General features: G+C 48.1%; 15 protein-coding genes. 14 read left to right on the forward strand and 1 reads right to left on the reverse strand.

What is annotated here, in order from left to right:
* Positions 1-283 precede the first annotated feature (283 nt).
* Together ACKKE8_RS07920 and ACKKE8_RS07925 are read left to right on the forward strand one after the other, a co-directional pair.
* The gene (locus ACKKE8_RS07920; protein WP_409177686.1) at positions 284-715 is read left to right on the forward strand and encodes an acyl-CoA thioesterase; all 432 of its coding nucleotides are present in this window, start codon (positions 284-286) and stop codon (positions 713-715) included.
* Positions 716-717: 2 nt separating this feature from the next.
* On the forward strand, positions 718-1,113 hold the full coding sequence (locus tag ACKKE8_RS07925; protein ID WP_409177687.1) for an FxsA family protein: 396 nt from the start codon (positions 718-720) through the stop codon (positions 1,111-1,113).
* 80 nt (positions 1,114-1,193) lie between these two features.
* Here the strand turns inward: ACKKE8_RS07925 and ytvI are convergent, their stop codons facing one another.
* On the reverse strand, positions 1,194-2,324 hold the full coding sequence (gene ytvI / locus ACKKE8_RS07930; RefSeq protein ID WP_409177688.1) for a sporulation integral membrane protein YtvI: 1,131 nt from the start codon (positions 2,322-2,324) through the stop codon (positions 1,194-1,196).
* A gap of 424 nt (positions 2,325-2,748) precedes the next feature.
* Here ytvI and citZ point away from each other — a divergent pair, with 424 nt between their 5' ends.
* The 12 genes from citZ to ACKKE8_RS07990 all read left to right on the forward strand — a co-directional run bounded on the left by citZ (position 2,749) and on the right by ACKKE8_RS07990 (position 17,052).
* Positions 2,749-3,861, forward strand: a complete 1,113-nt coding sequence (citZ, locus tag ACKKE8_RS07935; RefSeq protein WP_106841708.1) for a citrate synthase — start codon at positions 2,749-2,751, stop codon at positions 3,859-3,861.
* A gap of 153 nt (positions 3,862-4,014) precedes the next feature.
* The gene (gene icd, locus ACKKE8_RS07940) at positions 4,015-5,298 is read left to right on the forward strand and encodes an NADP-dependent isocitrate dehydrogenase (protein WP_409177689.1); all 1,284 of its coding nucleotides are present in this window, start codon (positions 4,015-4,017) and stop codon (positions 5,296-5,298) included.
* Between the two features lie 52 nt (positions 5,299-5,350).
* Complete coding sequence (gene mdh, locus ACKKE8_RS07945) at positions 5,351-6,289, forward strand: malate dehydrogenase (protein WP_409177690.1); 939 nt, start codon at positions 5,351-5,353, stop codon at positions 6,287-6,289.
* Between the two features lie 659 nt (positions 6,290-6,948).
* A complete protein-coding gene (locus ACKKE8_RS07950) occupies positions 6,949-7,644 on the forward strand; it encodes a response regulator transcription factor (RefSeq protein WP_007725334.1) in 696 nt (231 codons plus the stop codon).
* Between the two features lie 13 nt (positions 7,645-7,657).
* Positions 7,658-9,421 (forward strand): two-component system histidine kinase PnpS, encoded by a 1,764-nt coding sequence (pnpS, locus tag ACKKE8_RS07955; protein ID WP_409177691.1) that lies wholly within the window; start codon positions 7,658-7,660, stop codon positions 9,419-9,421.
* A gap of 108 nt (positions 9,422-9,529) precedes the next feature.
* Positions 9,530-10,186 (forward strand): phosphate signaling complex protein PhoU, encoded by a 657-nt coding sequence (gene phoU, locus ACKKE8_RS07960; RefSeq protein WP_144617167.1) that lies wholly within the window; start codon positions 9,530-9,532, stop codon positions 10,184-10,186.
* A 145-nt stretch (positions 10,187-10,331) separates the two neighbouring features.
* On the forward strand, positions 10,332-11,420 hold the full coding sequence (locus tag ACKKE8_RS07965) for a PRK06851 family protein (RefSeq protein ID WP_409177692.1): 1,089 nt from the start codon (positions 10,332-10,334) through the stop codon (positions 11,418-11,420).
* Between the two features lie 92 nt (positions 11,421-11,512).
* On the forward strand, positions 11,513-12,457 hold the full coding sequence (locus tag ACKKE8_RS07970; protein ID WP_409177693.1) for a VanW family protein: 945 nt from the start codon (positions 11,513-11,515) through the stop codon (positions 12,455-12,457).
* 671 nt (positions 12,458-13,128) lie between these two features.
* The gene (locus ACKKE8_RS07975; RefSeq protein WP_012685124.1) at positions 13,129-13,557 is read left to right on the forward strand and encodes a MarR family winged helix-turn-helix transcriptional regulator; all 429 of its coding nucleotides are present in this window, start codon (positions 13,129-13,131) and stop codon (positions 13,555-13,557) included.
* A 9-nt stretch (positions 13,558-13,566) separates the two neighbouring features.
* Complete coding sequence (locus ACKKE8_RS07980) at positions 13,567-14,226, forward strand: HlyD family secretion protein (protein WP_409177694.1); 660 nt, start codon at positions 13,567-13,569, stop codon at positions 14,224-14,226.
* Positions 14,227-14,232: 6 nt separating this feature from the next.
* A complete protein-coding gene (locus ACKKE8_RS07985) occupies positions 14,233-15,462 on the forward strand; it encodes an efflux RND transporter periplasmic adaptor subunit (protein WP_409177695.1) in 1,230 nt (409 codons plus the stop codon).
* A gap of 15 nt (positions 15,463-15,477) precedes the next feature.
* Positions 15,478-17,052 (forward strand): DHA2 family efflux MFS transporter permease subunit, encoded by a 1,575-nt coding sequence (locus tag ACKKE8_RS07990; protein WP_409177696.1) that lies wholly within the window; start codon positions 15,478-15,480, stop codon positions 17,050-17,052.
* The last annotated feature ends 26 nt before the right edge of the window (positions 17,053-17,078 follow it).

Genomic DNA, 17,078 nt, shown 5'->3' on the forward strand with positions numbered 1-17,078 from the left:
TTGGAAAGCTCGTAGAGGAAACAGGAGAAAAAAGCGAAGATCTTTGGTACACCGACCGAGACGGAATGCAAAAAGCGAAACACGCCCTTAAGCGTCCACCTCTGAAATAACATCCTGAATGGACCACTTTGGACGCGGTTTCGCTTTTTGCATGGAGGCGGGCAGTCAATCCCCCAGCGGGTGGGACAAGAAGCTGAGCGTTTTCTCCTGTTTCCTCCCCACCACTACAGCCAAATAGGGGTACTATGGTACAATCATCCTATAGAGAAAGGAGCGATCCAAAATGACTCCCATTATTCATTCCCATCGATTGCGCGTCCGCTATGGCGAAACCGATCAGATGGGTGTGGTCTACCATACGAATTACTTGAACTGGTTTGAAGTAGGAAGAACAGAATTGATTCGCCATGCGGGGATCACCTATCGTGAGCTTGAGGAAAAAGGCGTACTTCTGCCTGTCACTGACGCTAATATCTCATACAAACAGCCCGCCCGCTATGACGATGAGGTAGAAATACGGACGCGTGTAAAAGAGATCAGTCCTGTCCGTCTCACTTTTGCTTATGAGATTGTTAGATTGCCTGACCAACAGCTGTTGGTGTCAGGAGAGACGATGCATGTATTTACCAACACAGCTTTGAGGCCGATTCGCTTGTCGCGAGCAGAGCCCGACATCTATGATTGGTTGGACTCCCAGCATAAAGGAGGGGAATAGGCATGTTCCGCTTTTTTGCCATTCTGTTTGTCGTCGCGTTTGGATTAGAGCTTTGGGGGCTTATTACCATTGGATCGTGGATTGGCGGCTGGAATACAGTCGTGCTGGTAATTCTCACGGGGATCTTGGGAGCTTGGCTCGCGAGGCAGCAGGGGATGCAAGTATTTCGGATGGTCCAACACCAGCTGGGGCGTGGGCAAATGCCTACGGATTCGCTCATCGATGGTGTTTTGATCTTGATCGGTGGTATTTTGCTCTTGTTGCCTGGATTCGTCACGGATGTGATTGGACTGGTCTTCCTCATTCCGTACACACGGATGATTATTCGTTATCTGTTGAAGCGCTGGTTGTGGAACCTCATCTCGTCTGGTCGTGTTCAATTGTTTTTCCGCCGCTAATACAGACAGACATTTCTTGTAAAAAAGAACCGCTCCGAGCTGTGCACAAGCTGCTCGCAAGCGGTTCTTTTTATATTGGGTCAGGTTTTCTTCCCGCGGATGTAGCCCCATACATCGACGAAGACGTTGGCTTTTACCAAAGCATTGATCATGACGAGTGAAACAGGTCCGATGATCAAGCCCAAGAATCCGAACAGCTGGAGGCCAACAAACAGCGCGACCAGCGTGAGGAGCGGGTCGAGACCGACGTTTTCCGCAACGACTTTTGGCTCGATAATTTGCCGGAAAATCAAGACGACCCCATACAAAATGGACAAGCCGATGACCATCGTGTAATTGCCTTTGAAAAACATGTAAATGATCCAAGGAACGAAGACGGTCCCTGTCCCAAGATAAGGCAAGAGATCGACCAAGCCCGTGATCAAGCCAATCGTAATTGCGTATTCGACACGCATGAACAACAGACCAATAATCACAATGGCAGCAGTTAAGGAGATGAGAGTCAACTGCGCCTTGACGAATCCGAATAAGGCATTGCGCAAATCGATAAAAATTTGATCGAGACGGCTGTTTACCCCTTTTGGCAAAAGACGGCGACCCCGCGCTTCCCAAAGAGCAAAGTCTTTGGAGATAAAGAAGGCACCCATGATGGAAATGACGGAAACTGTCGCCATATTTGGGAGGGAGACAAGCAGGTTTTTCAATCCATCCAGGAATTTGACGATCAAGTCCTGTCCGACATTCGTGATGGTCGAGATGGCACTGCCTACCGTACTGGCAAGCTTATCCTTATAACCTGGGTCGAGCTGATCGTAAAACCACTGAATCTGATTGTAAATACCCATCAAGAAGTCTTGAGAAATCGTATTTTGCAAATAATGGGCCAGCTCCTGTGAAACGACTGGCAAACGTTTGGCCAACTCTCCGATTTCCACGACCGTTTCCGTGATAATCAGTGTGACCACTCCGCCCGCGAGCAGCATCAAAACCAAGAGCGCGATAATGACCGAAAGCCAGCGTGGAATCCGGAACTTTCTAGTCATAAACGTAACTGGTTTGTTGATGATGAGCGCAATGACTAAAGCGATTATAAATGGGTACAGTAAGGGTGTTGCATGTTGGAATACCCAAATCCCTACATAGATAAGAAGGCAAACCCATAACAAGCGAATGATTTGAAAGAGGCGCTCTACCCAGTTTTCCTGATTCAAACGATTTCTCCTTTCCGCCGCGAAGGTGCGAACAAATTACTGATGTTTCTATTATGCAGCATGCCTGATAGGTGGAGCAAGAATCGCGAAAAAACAAAACTCCGTTTCACCCTTCGAAACATTTTTTCGCCAACCTTATTCACAAAATCGCAATAATCTTTTATAATTGGGTCGTCTTAGTGGATTCTTTTCTCTCGCCTCTCCCCTTACACGAGCGTCATATTCATGTACGACCTTGTGAGGATTTGCGTGGATACATTCCCTGTCAAGAGTGGTGGATGAAAGAAACCGCTGCTTACAATTTCATAGATAGGATGTTCAAAAAGTCGTCTTTTTGAACTTGATCAGGTCGTTTATCAGTCATGGCGGACAAGCGAAGACTAGATAAGCACTACTACTTGAGTGGAAAAGGAGAGGGAGTTCTATGACAACTACTCGTGGACTTGAAGGCGTTGTTGCCGCTCAATCATCCATCTGTTCGATCGTCGATGGGGTTCTTTGCTATGGCGGGATCAACATCGATGAGCTGGCAGAACATGCAACTTTTGAAGAGGTTGTATATTTGCTCTGGCATGGAGCGTTACCGAAGCGTGATCAGCTAGACGCTTTGAAAAAACAATTGGGTGAAAATGCAGCAGTGGCCCAAGAAGTGCTGGAAAGCATTCGCCACTATCCAAAAGGCGTACACCCAATGGCGGCGTTGCGCACAGCTGTCTCTTCGCTAGCGCTCTACGACACAGAAGCGCAAGATATGTCTCCTGAAGCCAACTATCGGAAATCCATCCGTTTGATGGCGCAAACTCCTACCTTGATCGCTGCTTACGAGCGTATGCGTAAAGGTCTGGAGCCAGTAGCTCCACGTGCAGATTTCACGATTGCACAAAACTTCCTCTACATGCTCACAGGCCAAGAGCCAACAGAAACGGCAGTAAAAGCGTTTGACGTTGCTCTGATCCTGCATGCTGACCATGAGTTTAATGCATCTACATTCTCTGCTCGCGTATCTGTTGCGACCCTGACTGATATTTATTCCGGTATCGTGTCTGCAATCGGTACACTCAAAGGCCCTCTGCATGGCGGCGCTAATGAAGCAGTAGCGAAAATGCTGAACGAAATCGGCGGCATGGCTAACGTAGAATCCTACATCCGCACCAAGCTGGATAACAAGGAAAAAATCATGGGCTTCGGACACCGTGTATACAAAGACGGTGATCCACGTGCGAAATGGTTGAAAGAAATGTCCAAAGCACTGACCGCGCAAATCGGTCGCCCTGAGCTGTATGAGATGTCTGTGAAGATCGACGAGATGATTTCCGGCGAAAAAGGCTTGAAGCCAAACGTTGACTTCTACTCCGCATCTGTTTACATTTCACTCGGTCTCGAAACAGACCTGTTCACACCGATCTTTGCTATCAGCCGTATGTCCGGTTGGACGGCACACATCATGGAACAGTATGAAAATAATCGCCTGATCCGCCCTCGCGCGGATTACACCGGTCCGGTCAACCAACACTACGTTCCAATTGACCGCCGCTAAGAACTCGCTATTTTCGAGCGTGGAGGGCAGGTGGTCAGCCAGGCTGATCGCTCCTGAGCGCAAGCTTGAGAACTACCACAAGTGAGTGGTAGTTCTCCTACGTCTGGAAATATTCATAATCACCAAATATATATAACACTGGAGGGATTTTTTGTGTTTAAAAACCTGACGCAACCAACTGTAGGCGAAAAAATTACTGTGGATAACGGTAAACTAGTAGTTCCAAACAATCCGATCATTCCTTTCATCGAGGGTGACGGTACTGGCCCTGACATTTGGAAAGCTTCCGTTCGCGTTCTGGATGCAGCTGTAGAAAAAGCTTACAAAGGCGAGAAGAAAATCGCTTGGTTCGAAGTATTCGCAGGTGAAAAATCCTTCAACCAATACAGCGAGTGGCTGCCAGAAGATACGCTGACTGCTGTTCGTGAATACCTGATCGCAATCAAAGGTCCTCTGACTACACCAGTAGGCGGTGGTATCCGTTCTATCAACGTAGCACTGCGTCAAGAGCTGGATCTGTATGCTTGCGTACGTCCTGTTCAATACTTCGATGGCGTTCCATCCCCAGTGAAACATCCTGAATTGACTGACATGGTAATCTTCCGCGAGAACACTGAAGACATCTACGCTGGTGTAGAGTGGGCTGAAGGTACTCCAGAAGTGAAAAAAGTAATCGACTTCCTGCAAAACGAAATGGGCGTGAAGAAAATCCGCTTCCCAGAAACTTCTGGTATCGGTATCAAGCCTGTATCCAAAGATGGTACAGAGCGCCTGGTTCGTGCAGCGATCGACTACGCTATCGAAAACAACCGTAAATCCGTTACCCTCGTACACAAAGGTAACATCATGAAGTTCACTGAAGGTGCGTTCAAAACTTGGGGATATGAAGTGGCTGAAGCAGAATACGGCGACAAAGTATTCACTTGGGCACAATACGATCGCATCAAAGCTGAAGGCGGCGACGCTGACAAAGCTCAAAAAGAAGCAGAAGCAGCTGGCAAAATCATCGTGAAAGATGTTATTGCTGACGCGTTCCTGCAACAAATCCTGACTCGTCCAGCTGAGTACGATGTAGTAGCAACCCTCAACCTGAACGGTGACTACATCTCCGACGCTCTGGCTGCACAAGTAGGCGGTATCGGTATCGCTCCAGGTGCAAACGTAAACTACCTGACTGGTCATGCGATCTTCGAAGCAACTCATGGTACAGCTCCGAAATACGCTGGTCTGGACAAAGTAAACCCATCCTCCGTGATCCTGTCCGGAGAAATGATGCTGCGTCACCTGGGCTGGAACGAAGCAGCAGACTTGATCATCAACTCCATGGAAAAAACCATCTCCGCGAAAACAGTAACATACGATTTCGCTCGTCTGATGGAAGGCGCACAAGAACTGAAATGCTCCGAGTTTGCTGACGCTCTGATTCAAAACATGTAAGATAGATTTGGGTACAAATTTTTACACTTACATTTTTGGAGGGGAATAGTTCATGGCATTCAACCGTAAAAAAATCGCTGTTATCGGTAGTGGCTTCACTGGTGCAACAACTGCATTCATTTTGGGGCAAAAAGAGCTGGGCGACATCGTATTGGTTGACATTCCGCAACTGGAGAACCCAACAAAAGGTAAAGCGCTCGACATGATGGAATCCTCGCCAGTTTTAGGCTTTGATGCAAACATCACAGGTACTGCGAACTATGAAGACATCAAGGATGCTGATCTCGTTATCATCACAGCAGGTATTGCCCGCAAGCCCGGCATGTCTCGCGATGACTTGGTTAACACCAATGCTGGCATTATGAAATCTGTTGCAGAGCAAGTAAAAACATATGCACCTAACTCTATCGTGCTCGTACTGTCCAACCCAGTTGACGCGATGACGTACACCTTCTTCAAAACGTCCGGCTTCTCGAAAGAGCGCGTAATCGGTCAATCCGGCGTTCTGGATACGGCTCGTTTCCGTACCTTCGTGGCTATGGAGTTGAACGTATCTGTAGAAGACGTAACGGGTTTCGTTTTGGGTGGTCACGGTGATGACATGGTTCCATTGGTTCGCTACTCTTATGCTGGTGGTATCCCATTGGAAAAATTAATCCCGAAAGACCGTCTGGATGCGATCGTAGAGCGTACCCGCAAGGGCGGCGGCGAGATCGTAAACCTTTTGGGGAACGGTTCCGCTTACTACGCACCCGCGGCTTCCTTGGTACAAATGGCTGAAGCCATCATCAAGGACAAAAAACGCATTCTGCCATCCATCGCTCTTCTGCAAGGAGAGTACGGCTACAATGATCTCTACCTGGGTGTACCGACTCTGCTCGGCGCAAACGGGATCGAGAAAGTGATTGAATTGGATCTGACTGACGAAGAGAAAGCAGCTCTCGACAAATCTGCTGACTCCGTACGCAGCGTAATGGCTGTTTTGAAATAAGATCAATACATGTAAGACGCCTTTCTATGGGAAGGCGTCTTTTTTTAGGAATAAATGAAAGTTGCTGTGGTAGGGGAAGAAGCGAATTCCCAGTCTACGCTTCGGAATAAATGGCGGGAGCGCTTCAAACGTAGAAGTTCCGAAGAGGTAGTCCATAGGTGAAGCTGAAATTCCCCGCCATTTATTCCGAAGCTAAGATGGGCTCCAGAGGCGCTTGGACTGGAAATTCGCTTCTTCTGCGCAGCTTTTCCTTTATTCTTAAAGTAGAATCAAAGAAGTGCCTTCAAAAGGTCCGCTTTGTTGACTTGCGAAACGTACTAAAAGCACGAAAGGCATCCACAGCTGTACGAAAGCACTGTCACATGTTTGGAAGGAGACCGCCCGAACGAAGAGAGGATACAGGCGACTGGAAAACATGTGGCAGGGCTTCTCCCGACCACTACAGTTTGAAGGCATTTTTGATATAGTACCTTTACCTAAAAGAGGAATACTATTGCCAAGCAAGTTCTATATGCCCATTCAGCATGTCTTTACAAAAAAATTACTTGTTTTCCGCAATGAGCATTGGCAGACTGAGTATTGTAGAGAGAAGCATTTTTCAGGGGACGTAGGTTAGAAAATCGAGCGCAAGCATTGCAACGCTAGGGGGAAACAGACAGATGATTAAAGTATTGGTAGTGGATGACGAAGCTTCCATTGTAAAGCTATTGCAATTTAATCTTGAAAAATCAGGTTTTCAGGTCGTAACTGCTTTTGACGGTAAACAGGCCTTGGAAATGGTTAAGAGCGAGCAGCCAGATTTTATCATTCTTGATTTGATGCTTCCCAAGATGGATGGAATGGACGTATGCAAAACCTTGCGCCAGGAACGCAATAATACGCCGATCTTGATGCTTACAGCGAAAGATGATGAGCTCGACAAGATTTTGGGGCTTGAGCTCGGTGCCGATGATTATTTGACAAAGCCTTTTAGCCCGAGAGAAGTTATTGCCCGGGTGAAAGCCATACTTCGCCGGTTTCAGAACACGCCAGAAGCAACTACAGCGCCGCAAGAGGTACTACTCCAATTTGGGGATATTCGCATCTACCCGGAGAAGTACGAGGTGTTCTGTAAAGACGTCAAGGTCGAGCTGACGCCAAAGGAATTCGAGCTGCTTAACTATTTAGCGAGCCATCAAGGGCGTGTACTGACGCGCGATCAATTGTTGAACGCTGTTTGGAACTACGATTTCATCGGGGATTCTCGAATTGTAGACGTGCATGTCAGTCATTTGCGCGAAAAGCTTGAGGATGACACGAAGAACCCGAAATACATCAAAACAGTTCGCGGATTAGGATACAAACTGGAAGGATAACGGAGGATTTACCTTGACTCGCTTTCGAATCAAACTCACTTTGACTATTTTGGGTTTAATCTCCCTCGTACTATTGGTGATGGGGATGTATTTTGCCAAAGTGCTGGAGAATTCCTACCTCCAATCACTGAATGAGCTATTGTCCCGCGAGTCGAAGCTCATCGCTCAGGCAGTCCGTTTCCCGGACGTCTTTACCGATAAGGCGACGTTAGCGGATCGGGTCACACAAGTAGCGCCAACGGATGAAGTACGGATTACCATTATCGACAAGGATGGTCAGGTGATGTACGACAACTCCTCCCACCCGGAAGAGATGGAAAACCACCAGGACCGACCGGAGATGATAGCAGCCTTAAAAGGAGAAACAGGGATTTCCCGCCGTTTCAGTGAGACGCTCGGCTATGACATGATGTACGTTGCAGTACCTGTTGAACTGAACAACGAAATATTCGGTGTTGTTCGTTCAGCGATGTCGATGAAAGATATTACGGATACGATCCACAGAATGTGGTACAGCTTGCTCACAGGATTATTGGTTACTTTGGTAGTCGGATCGATTGTCGTTTCCCGCATTTCCTTTTCCATTATTCGTCCGATCGAGGAGATCACCCGGGTAGCCCGCAACATTACACAGCGCCAATATGAGAGCCGTGTGAGAATCAAAGCAAAGGATGAGATCGGTCAGCTAGCAGGTGCGATCAACTTCATGGCATCGAGCCTGGAGCAGCAAATGTACGAAATCTCGGAGAATCAGCAGCGCCTAGCAGGGGTGCTGACCAATATGACGAGTGGCGTGATCTTCATTTCTGAGCAACGTCGGATCATGCTGGTCAATCCCGCCGTTGAAAAGCTGTTGGGGACCGCTGGACATGAGATCGTAGGGAAGCTGCATATCGAGGCAGGCAAGAGCTTTGGGCTCAGCCAATACATCGACAGGTGCCTCGACAGAAGCGAGAAGTTCCGCCAAGAGGTACACATCTATTACCCGCAGGAACGCATCCTCGACGTGAATTTTGCTCCCTATATTAACTTCAAGGGGGAGTCAAGGGGTGTAGTCGTAGTGCTGCATGACATCACCGACATTCGCCGCCTGGAGAAGATGCGCAGTGACTTCGTGGCAAACGTATCGCATGAGCTACGCACGCCAATTACCTCGATCAAGGGCTTCACAGAGACCTTGCTTGAAGGAGCGATGCAGGACGAGGAAACATGTCGCAATTTCCTGCAAATCATCTCGGATGAGAGCGAGCGACTCTACCGGATGATCCGCGATATTTTGGACCTGTCCAAAATCGAGCAGAAGCGAATCCCCTTGCATCTGAGTCAGGTTCACTTGCAGGATTTGATCAGTTCGGCAGTTGCCATCATGCATGACCAGGCACAGCGCAAGGAATTGACGATCACGCTTCCCTCACCGAAACCAGATATTTGGTTGATGACGGATAAGGATTGCTTGCAGCAGATCATCTTGAATTTGTTGACGAATGCGATCGCCTATACGCCAGAAGGTGGTAAAATCAACGTCAAGACAGAAGCAGACAGCGAAAACATCACTATTCAAGTCATGGATACCGGGATCGGCATTCCGGAAAAGGATCTCACGCGTATCTTTGAGCGGTTTTATCGCGTAGACAAGGCGCGCAGCCGCGATTCAGGTGGAACAGGTTTGGGCCTCGCCATTGTGAAGCATCTCGTGGAAAATTTGCACGGACATATTAGCGTGGAGAGCAAGGAAGGAAGAGGGACAACCTTCACAGTTACACTTCCCCTTACCTAAAAAAGCTACTGCAAAAACATTTACACAAACAAAATAGTAGCTTTACTTCTACAATACAATCGCCTTGTACCATTTGACATGTCAGACACTAGAAGGGGGAAGAGGGAAATGTCACGGCACGCTTTTGAAGAACAGCAGGATGTACTGCACCGCAAGCTCATGACGATGGGCACATTGGTGGAAGAAGCTATTCATAAATCCATTAAGAGTCTGGTTGAGCGGGATGCTGAACTGGCTGAACAGGTTATCGCAAACGATCCTGTGATCAATGAGTTGGAGCAAGAAATACAGAGCGATTGCTTCCGTCTCATTGCATTGCAGCAGCCAGTCGGAGGTGACTTGCGACGCTTGGGAACAATGTTGAAGCTGGTGACGGATTTGGAGCGAATGGGTGATCATGCCGTTTCCATTGCGAAGACGACCCGACGCTTGATGGCGGACCCGTACGTGAAACCCCTCATCGACATTCCGATGATGGCTGATCACGTCAAGGCTATGGTGCGCGATTGCTTAAATGCATATATTGCACGCAATAAAGAAGCAGCAGAAGAGATTGCCGCGCGCGACGACATTGTTGATAAACTGTACTCCACGATTTTCCATGATCTGATTGAATTGATGACAAAAAACAGTCAGGCCATTTCGCAAGGAACGCATTTGCTCTTGGTCGCGCAATATTTGGAACGGATTGCCGATCATGTTACGAACATCTGCGAATGGATTATTTACATGTCTACTGGTAAAATGACGGATTTGAATAAATAATACCCGAAAGACAAAAAGCCGCTGTGAGCTAAGAATAATAGCTTGCAGCGGTTTTTCCACGTTGTAGACAGACGCCTATTTCTCCTGTTGTGCATACAATACATCGTCTCAACCGCAGCGAGAAGAAGTACAGGAGGGAAAAGCAATGACGAAAAAAGTGCGCCATATATATGCCGCAGGGAATACTGCGCGAGGATACAAGACATTTTATGACTCCGTTTTGGAAGGCTTGGAGCGCGTTTATATTTTGACAGGGACAGTGGAAGGAATTACATCCCCATTGATCGAGTCTATTGGAAATCAAATGGCACGAAAAACAGACGAAGTGGAGTGGATTCATTCCCCTTTTGTGAACGGACAGTTTGATGGTGTCATTTTTCCCAAATATAAAGTGGCGATTATGGATGGTAGCTATCCCCGGATTTGGAGACCCACTTCTCCTGGTGTAAAGGAAATTCAGGTCAATTTGCAGTCGATGGTCCACATTGATCAGCTCGTGGATTACAAAGACCAGATTGCCGGCTGGTACGAAGAGATTTTTAGGAAGAGTGAAGAGGCATATCAAGCTTTTGGAGAGGCCCTGCGCATCCATGATGAGTGGGAGGCTCCTTATATTGAGAACCTGAACAGAGAAGAAGCCAATCGCGTCACGGAGGAAGTAAAAGCGTTGTTCTTCGGGGAGGAGCAGCTGGCGAAGGAAACAAAGGTACGGCGCATGTATTTGGGGGCAGCGACGCCGCAGGGACCCGTGGATCATATCATGAAGCTGACCGACCATTTGGAGAAACGCTACTTTATTAAGGGCAGACCAGGCTCTGGCAAGTCCACTATGCTGAAAAAGCTGGTGGAGGAAGCCAAAACACGAGGCTTTGACGTGGAAGTGTACCACTGCGGTCTAGACCCGCACAGCCTCGATATGGTAATAGTTCCTGAAAAGGGCCTCGCTATTTTTGACAGCACCGCACCTCATGAGTATTTTCCAAGTAAAGATACAGATGAGGTTATCGATATGTACGAACGGGCAATTGAACCTGGCACAGATGAGGTATATGAAGAAGAATTAATGGATATCAAGGTAAGATATAAGCAGAAAGTGAAAGAAGCAACGGCGAATCTTCTTGCGGCCAAGGAGCTGCGTGACCAGTTGAACAACGCTTATCAGGAAGCAGTGGATCAGCAGCGTCTCAAGGCAGTTACGCAAGCAATCGTCAGCAGACTGACGAAGATGAGCTAATCATATTCAAATCGTGGAATGAAACCCATTCGACTGCTCATACTACAATAACGGAAGATGATCGTTGTTGAGTGAAGGAGGTGAGCAGCCGGATGGGTTTTGCTATGACGTTGGCTCTGTTACTGTTAATCAATCCCCTCGACCCAACGAATTTTTTGCAAATAGAGATGGAGGACAGGACGGTAGCTATTCTCAATCGGGCTGATTATTCTCTTCCCTTTGATGGCGTTCCTTTGGTTGATGAAAGCAAGCTTGCGCGAATGGTGGAAGAGTTGGCGAAAAAAGCGCACATCGAGCCCATCAATGCGACGATTAATAACGCCGGGGCCATTGTTCCAGAAACCAAGGGAAGAAGGTTAGATGACCTGGCATTTCGCGCACGTTTTTACGATTATTTTTACGGTACGGGAGCCGCAAGCATGAATGTCAGCTATAAAGTGATATTCCCGAAGATAGACAAGTCTCTCATGAGTCAGGTTCGGAAAAAAAGGATCGGACAATATGCGACCTATTTCAATGCAGGTAACCGAAATCGTGTACACAACATCAAGCTCGCCTCGCAGGCGATTAACAATTACGTCGTATTGCCGGGAGAAATTTTTTCTTTTAATAAGGTAGTGGGCCAGCGTACAAAAGAAAAAGGGTATTTGCAGGCGCCCATCATTGTCAGAGGAGAGCTGTCAGAGGGCATCGGGGGAGGAATTTGCCAAGTATCGTCTACCTTGTTCAATGCGGTAGACCAGGCAGGCTTGCACATTATGCAGCGCTATTCTCACAGCCGAAACGTAGCGTACGTACCCCCAGGCCGTGATGCAACCGTGAGCTGGTACGGCCCTGATTTTGTGTTTCAAAACAAATACGCCTATCCCGTCTTGATCCGTGCGATCGCGAGCAACGGAAGCATGTACGTGACGGTTCACTCTTTCCCAGAAATTGAGCATGAACCACGAAATGTACCAAGCGTACGCCGTACGACCCCAGAGGAAGCACCGGATACTCCATCTATTTTGAATGAAAATCGACCGACAATCCCTTAGAGATGAAAAGGGGTGTCGGTTTTTCGTTTTTAGTATGAGGCTGCGGTGGGGAGAAGAATATTTCCAGTCTAGGCTCCAGGCTCCGTCCCGCTGAGGGTAGAGACTGTCCGCTCCGAAGGGATTTGCGGGGAAACGCAAAAGTGGTAGCCGCTTCGAAGTTAGGGCACGTTGCGTTTCTTTTGCCCGCAAATCCCTTCTCCGCTCGGTAGGACTCCACAAGTCGCTACGTCCGGAAATATTCTTCTCTGTCGTAACTGCTCAAATTCTTCCATCTTTTAAGGCATTTAAGCCCCGGTTTACAAGAAAAGCTCGTAGAGGAAACAGGAGAAATAAGCGAAGATCTTAGGGACCACCGACCGAGGCGCAATGAAAAAAAGAGAAACAAGCTCTTAGCGTCCACCTCTGAGACGCCTCCTGAATGGACGACTTTGGACGCGGGTTTCGCTTTTTTTCATGGAGCCGGGCAGTCAATCCTACAGCGGGTGGACCTAGAATCTGAGCGTTTTCTCCTGTTTCCTCCTCAGCACTACAGCTCGACCAACGACTGCTTTTAAAAGGTTGCCTAGTTAAAGTTTAACCTAAAGAAATAGTTGCCATGGATAGAAAAACATCGTATAGTTTTCATGTGATAAATTTCGTACACGAAATATTACTTAAGAAAGGAGTGCGCTATGAATAAATCACTGCATATTCGGGACTTGTTAAAACGGTTGAACAAGACATTTGGAACAATGGCCACAAAAGAACTGTCCCAATATGGTGTGACTGTCCCGCAGCTGATGGTCATTCGAGAAATACATCCTGATCCCAAAACGATCGGTCAGATAAGCAAAGCTGTAGACTTATCGTACAGCACCGTTTCTGGCATTATAGATCGTTTGGAACGAGAACAACTCGTAGAACGTGTACGTGATGAGAATGATCGGCGTGTTGTCTGGATTCGTAAAACACCGAAGATTTCTGAGCTGTTCGCAAAGGTTGATTTTTTCTCAGAGAACTTTTACAAGCGTATTTTCCATGGATTTTCCGATGAGGATTTAGACATCATTATTCAGTCGATGGAAACATTGATTGCGAAACTAGAAGAACGAGAAAGTTGAGGAGAAACCATGAAGCGAAAACTGGTTTTGTATGTCATTTTGCTCCTGTTCGTGGCAGGTGGTGGAGGAATCGGTTACTACTATTGGTATCAAGGTACACATTATGTGACCACACAAGATGCTCGGATTGCGGGAGACATTTATCGCGTCATGCCAAAAATGACAGGCAAACTGACCGGACTCGCTGTCAAAGAAGGCGACACCGTTATAGCGGACCAAATCGTAGGGCAGCAAGATACAACTAACGTAGCAACGACGATGCTGGAAAATAGCGTGTTGCGTTCTCCCATTACAGGTACCGTGATTAAAACGCAAGCAAAAGAGGGAGAGATTGTTTCGACAGGGCAATCGGTAGCTCTCGTGATTGACGAAAGCAAATTGTACATCTCCGCCAATTTGGAAGAGACTGAGATCGAACGGTTGAAACTCGGCCAAAAAGTCGATTTTACGATTGACGCTTACCCAGGTAAGAAATTGGGCGGTCATTTGATAGAGATCGGAAAGGCGACGAATTCTACATTTTCCTTGATGCCAGCGACCAACACGAGCGGGAACTTCACCAAGGTAACCCAGCGTATCCCGATCAAAATCGCCATAGATGACACAGCAGGTCTGGACCTCGTGGCCGGATTGAATGCCGAGATCAAAGTGCACGTGAAGGAGATGTAATCAAGCATGAAAAAGACAGCACAATGGAAAACAATCGCTGCAGTCATGGCGGCCGTTTCGCTTATTACGGCGGGCTGTAGCGAGACATCTTCTGCATCGCAAACGAGCGAGAACGTCCCTGTCGTGAAGACGTGGAAGGTGACCTCTGCCTCTACGGGTGTCATCGCCAATGGTAAGGTGGCAGCATCTGAGGAGATCCAAGTCGTTTCTAAAGTATCTGGAAAAGCAGCGAGCGTGAATGTAAAAGAAGGTGCAGTCGTCAAGCAAGGCGATGTTCTGGTCACGCTGGAGGCAGCCGATTATCAGCAGCAGATCAATCAGGCCCAGGCAGCCATTGCAGGCGCTCAGGCAAAGCTGAGAGATACGAAAGCAGGTGCGCGCAATGAGCAGCTGACGCAGCTTGGAAGTATTGTCACCCAGGCAGAAGCCAGCCAGAAGGTGGTCGAGAGCAACTACAATCGGATGAAAGCACTGTTTGATGCAGGTGCATTGTCCCAAGCTGAGCTGGAGAAATCTTCGCTGGAATTGGAAAAGGCGCGCACAGGTCTTGAACAAGCACAAGCCCAATACGATCTGGCAAAAGCAGGCCCAACTGCCGACACGGTAGCGGCTCTGCAAGCAGAAGTAAGCCGTTTGGGCTCCAATCTGGAGCTGGCGAAAAGCAATTATGATAATACCATTATTCGTGCGCCAATCACAGGTATCGTCGCCAAGCGCTCGGTTGACCCGGGAGAAATGGCAGCAGCGGGGACGCCTCTCATGGTGCTTGTGAATATGGCAGATGTCAAAGTAGAAGCAAGCGTGCCGGAAAACCAAATCAACCAAGTGAAGGTCGGCTCTACTGTTGATGTAAAGGTCGGCAGTCTGGGTGGGAAAGTGCTGAAGGGTACCGTTGAGTTTGTCTCTCCGATTTCGGATACCAACAGCAGTTCTTTCCCAGTCAAAGTGAAGGTAAATAATCAGGACGGCTTGCTGCGCGCAGGTATGGTAGCAGAAGTCATGCTCCAGGGCCAAGCAACGCCAGGAACAAAATTACCGACGTCAGCCGTGCTGGAAAAGGACAGCAAGCATTACATCTATACCGTAAACGACAACGTTGTACACCAGGTGGAAGTTGCGGTAGAGAACGCAAGCGGCGACTGGACAACTGTCACGAATGGCGTCAAAGACAATGATCAAATTGTGCTGAACCCGACAGACAAACTGTCCGAGGGCAGCAAGGTGATTGCAAACTAACGGGGGTGTTGACACATGGCGGAAGCGGTGGCACACCGAGAGGAGAAAAGCGGGAACGGCGGCATGTGGCTGTCTCTTCTCGCCATCCTCTCAGGAACCTTCGTTGCGATTCTGAACAATAGCTTGATTAACGTTGCCCTGCCTGCCATGGTCAATATTTTTGGTTCGACTACCGAGACCATGCAGTGGGTATTGACCGGATATATGCTGGCAAACGCCGTCATGATTCCGATGAGCGGTTCGTTGTCTGCCAAATTCGGGGCGAAAAAAATATTTGTATTTTCCTTATCCGCGTTTACTTTTTCGTCCATCCTTTGTGCCTTGGCGTGGAGTGACTCTTCGCTGATTGCTTTTCGCGTCGTGCAAGGTGTCAGTGGGGGGATGATCATGCCAATCGGGATGTCGATGATTTACATGATCGTTCCGCGTGAAAAGATCGGAATGGCATTGGGGATTTTCGGGATTGCTTCTATGACTGCCCCTGCGCTGGGCCCGACATTGGGTGGATATCTCATTGAATTTTTAAGCTGGCAATTTCTTTTTCTGGTCGGTGTACCCTTTGGTATTTTTGCGGTGATCATGAGTATCGTTCTGCTCAAGGAAACGCCGAAAAAGCCAGAGTTAAAGTTCGACTTTTTGGGAGCATTTCTTGCCATCGTCGGTTTCGGGACCCTGCTGCTCGCCTTAAGTAAAGGGCAAGCAGAGGGCTGGACCTCCTTTTTCATCGTCAGTCTGTTTTTCGTTGCCGTGATGAGCTTGATCCTGTTTGTTTGGGTGGAACTGGGGAAAGAAAGTCCGCTGCTCGATTTGCGGCTTTTGAAGATTCCTACCTTCACCATCAGCATTTTGACTTCCGGCTTCGTCATGATGGGGATGATGGGCGGTATCTTCCTGATGCCGATTTTCCTCCAAAACATTCAGGGATTGACGGCTATGGAGTCAGGAATCCTGCTGATGCCGCAATCGATTGCCATGGCGATCATGATGCCAATCAGCGGGAAGCTGATGGATAAATACGGGATTGGACCAATTGGATTGGTCGGTTTGACCATCATGAGCATCACGACGTATGAACTGCACAATCTATCTGCTGACAGCATGCACTCGTGGATCGATATGATCTTGACCATTCGTGGGATTGGAATCGGATTGTGCATGATGACGCTGTCTACCGTCGGGATGAACGCCGTTCCGCGTGCAAGTGTGGGGGATGCCTCTCCGCTGTCCAACGTATTGCGTCAGGTCATGAGCTCGTTTGCCATTGCGATTCTGACAGTGATCATGCAGGCGCGTCAAAATTTTCACATGGCCTCCATCTCTGAAAACTTGAATACGGATATGGCGATGCAGTTTATCAGTGGTATTTCAGGAATGTATGGGCAAGTAGGGGTAGATGCGGCGAGTGCGACAGGGGGAGCCAGCGCGATTTTGTACGGAATGATCGCTAAAGAATCGTTGGTCCAAGGCATCGGGGATACTTTCCTCGTCTCAGTTATCCCTATTGTCCTCTCGATTCCACTTCTGTACTTCCTGCATAAAAAGCCGAAAAAAGCGCAACAGGTGCCAGCAACAGAAAAGGCAACAGCCTAATAGCAAGGGGCAATTCCGCAAGTCTT

Origin of the sequence: Brevibacillus fortis (genome assembly GCF_046196545.1) — a bacterium.
Taxonomy (GTDB): Bacteria; Bacillota; Bacilli; order Brevibacillales; family Brevibacillaceae; genus Brevibacillus; species Brevibacillus fortis_A.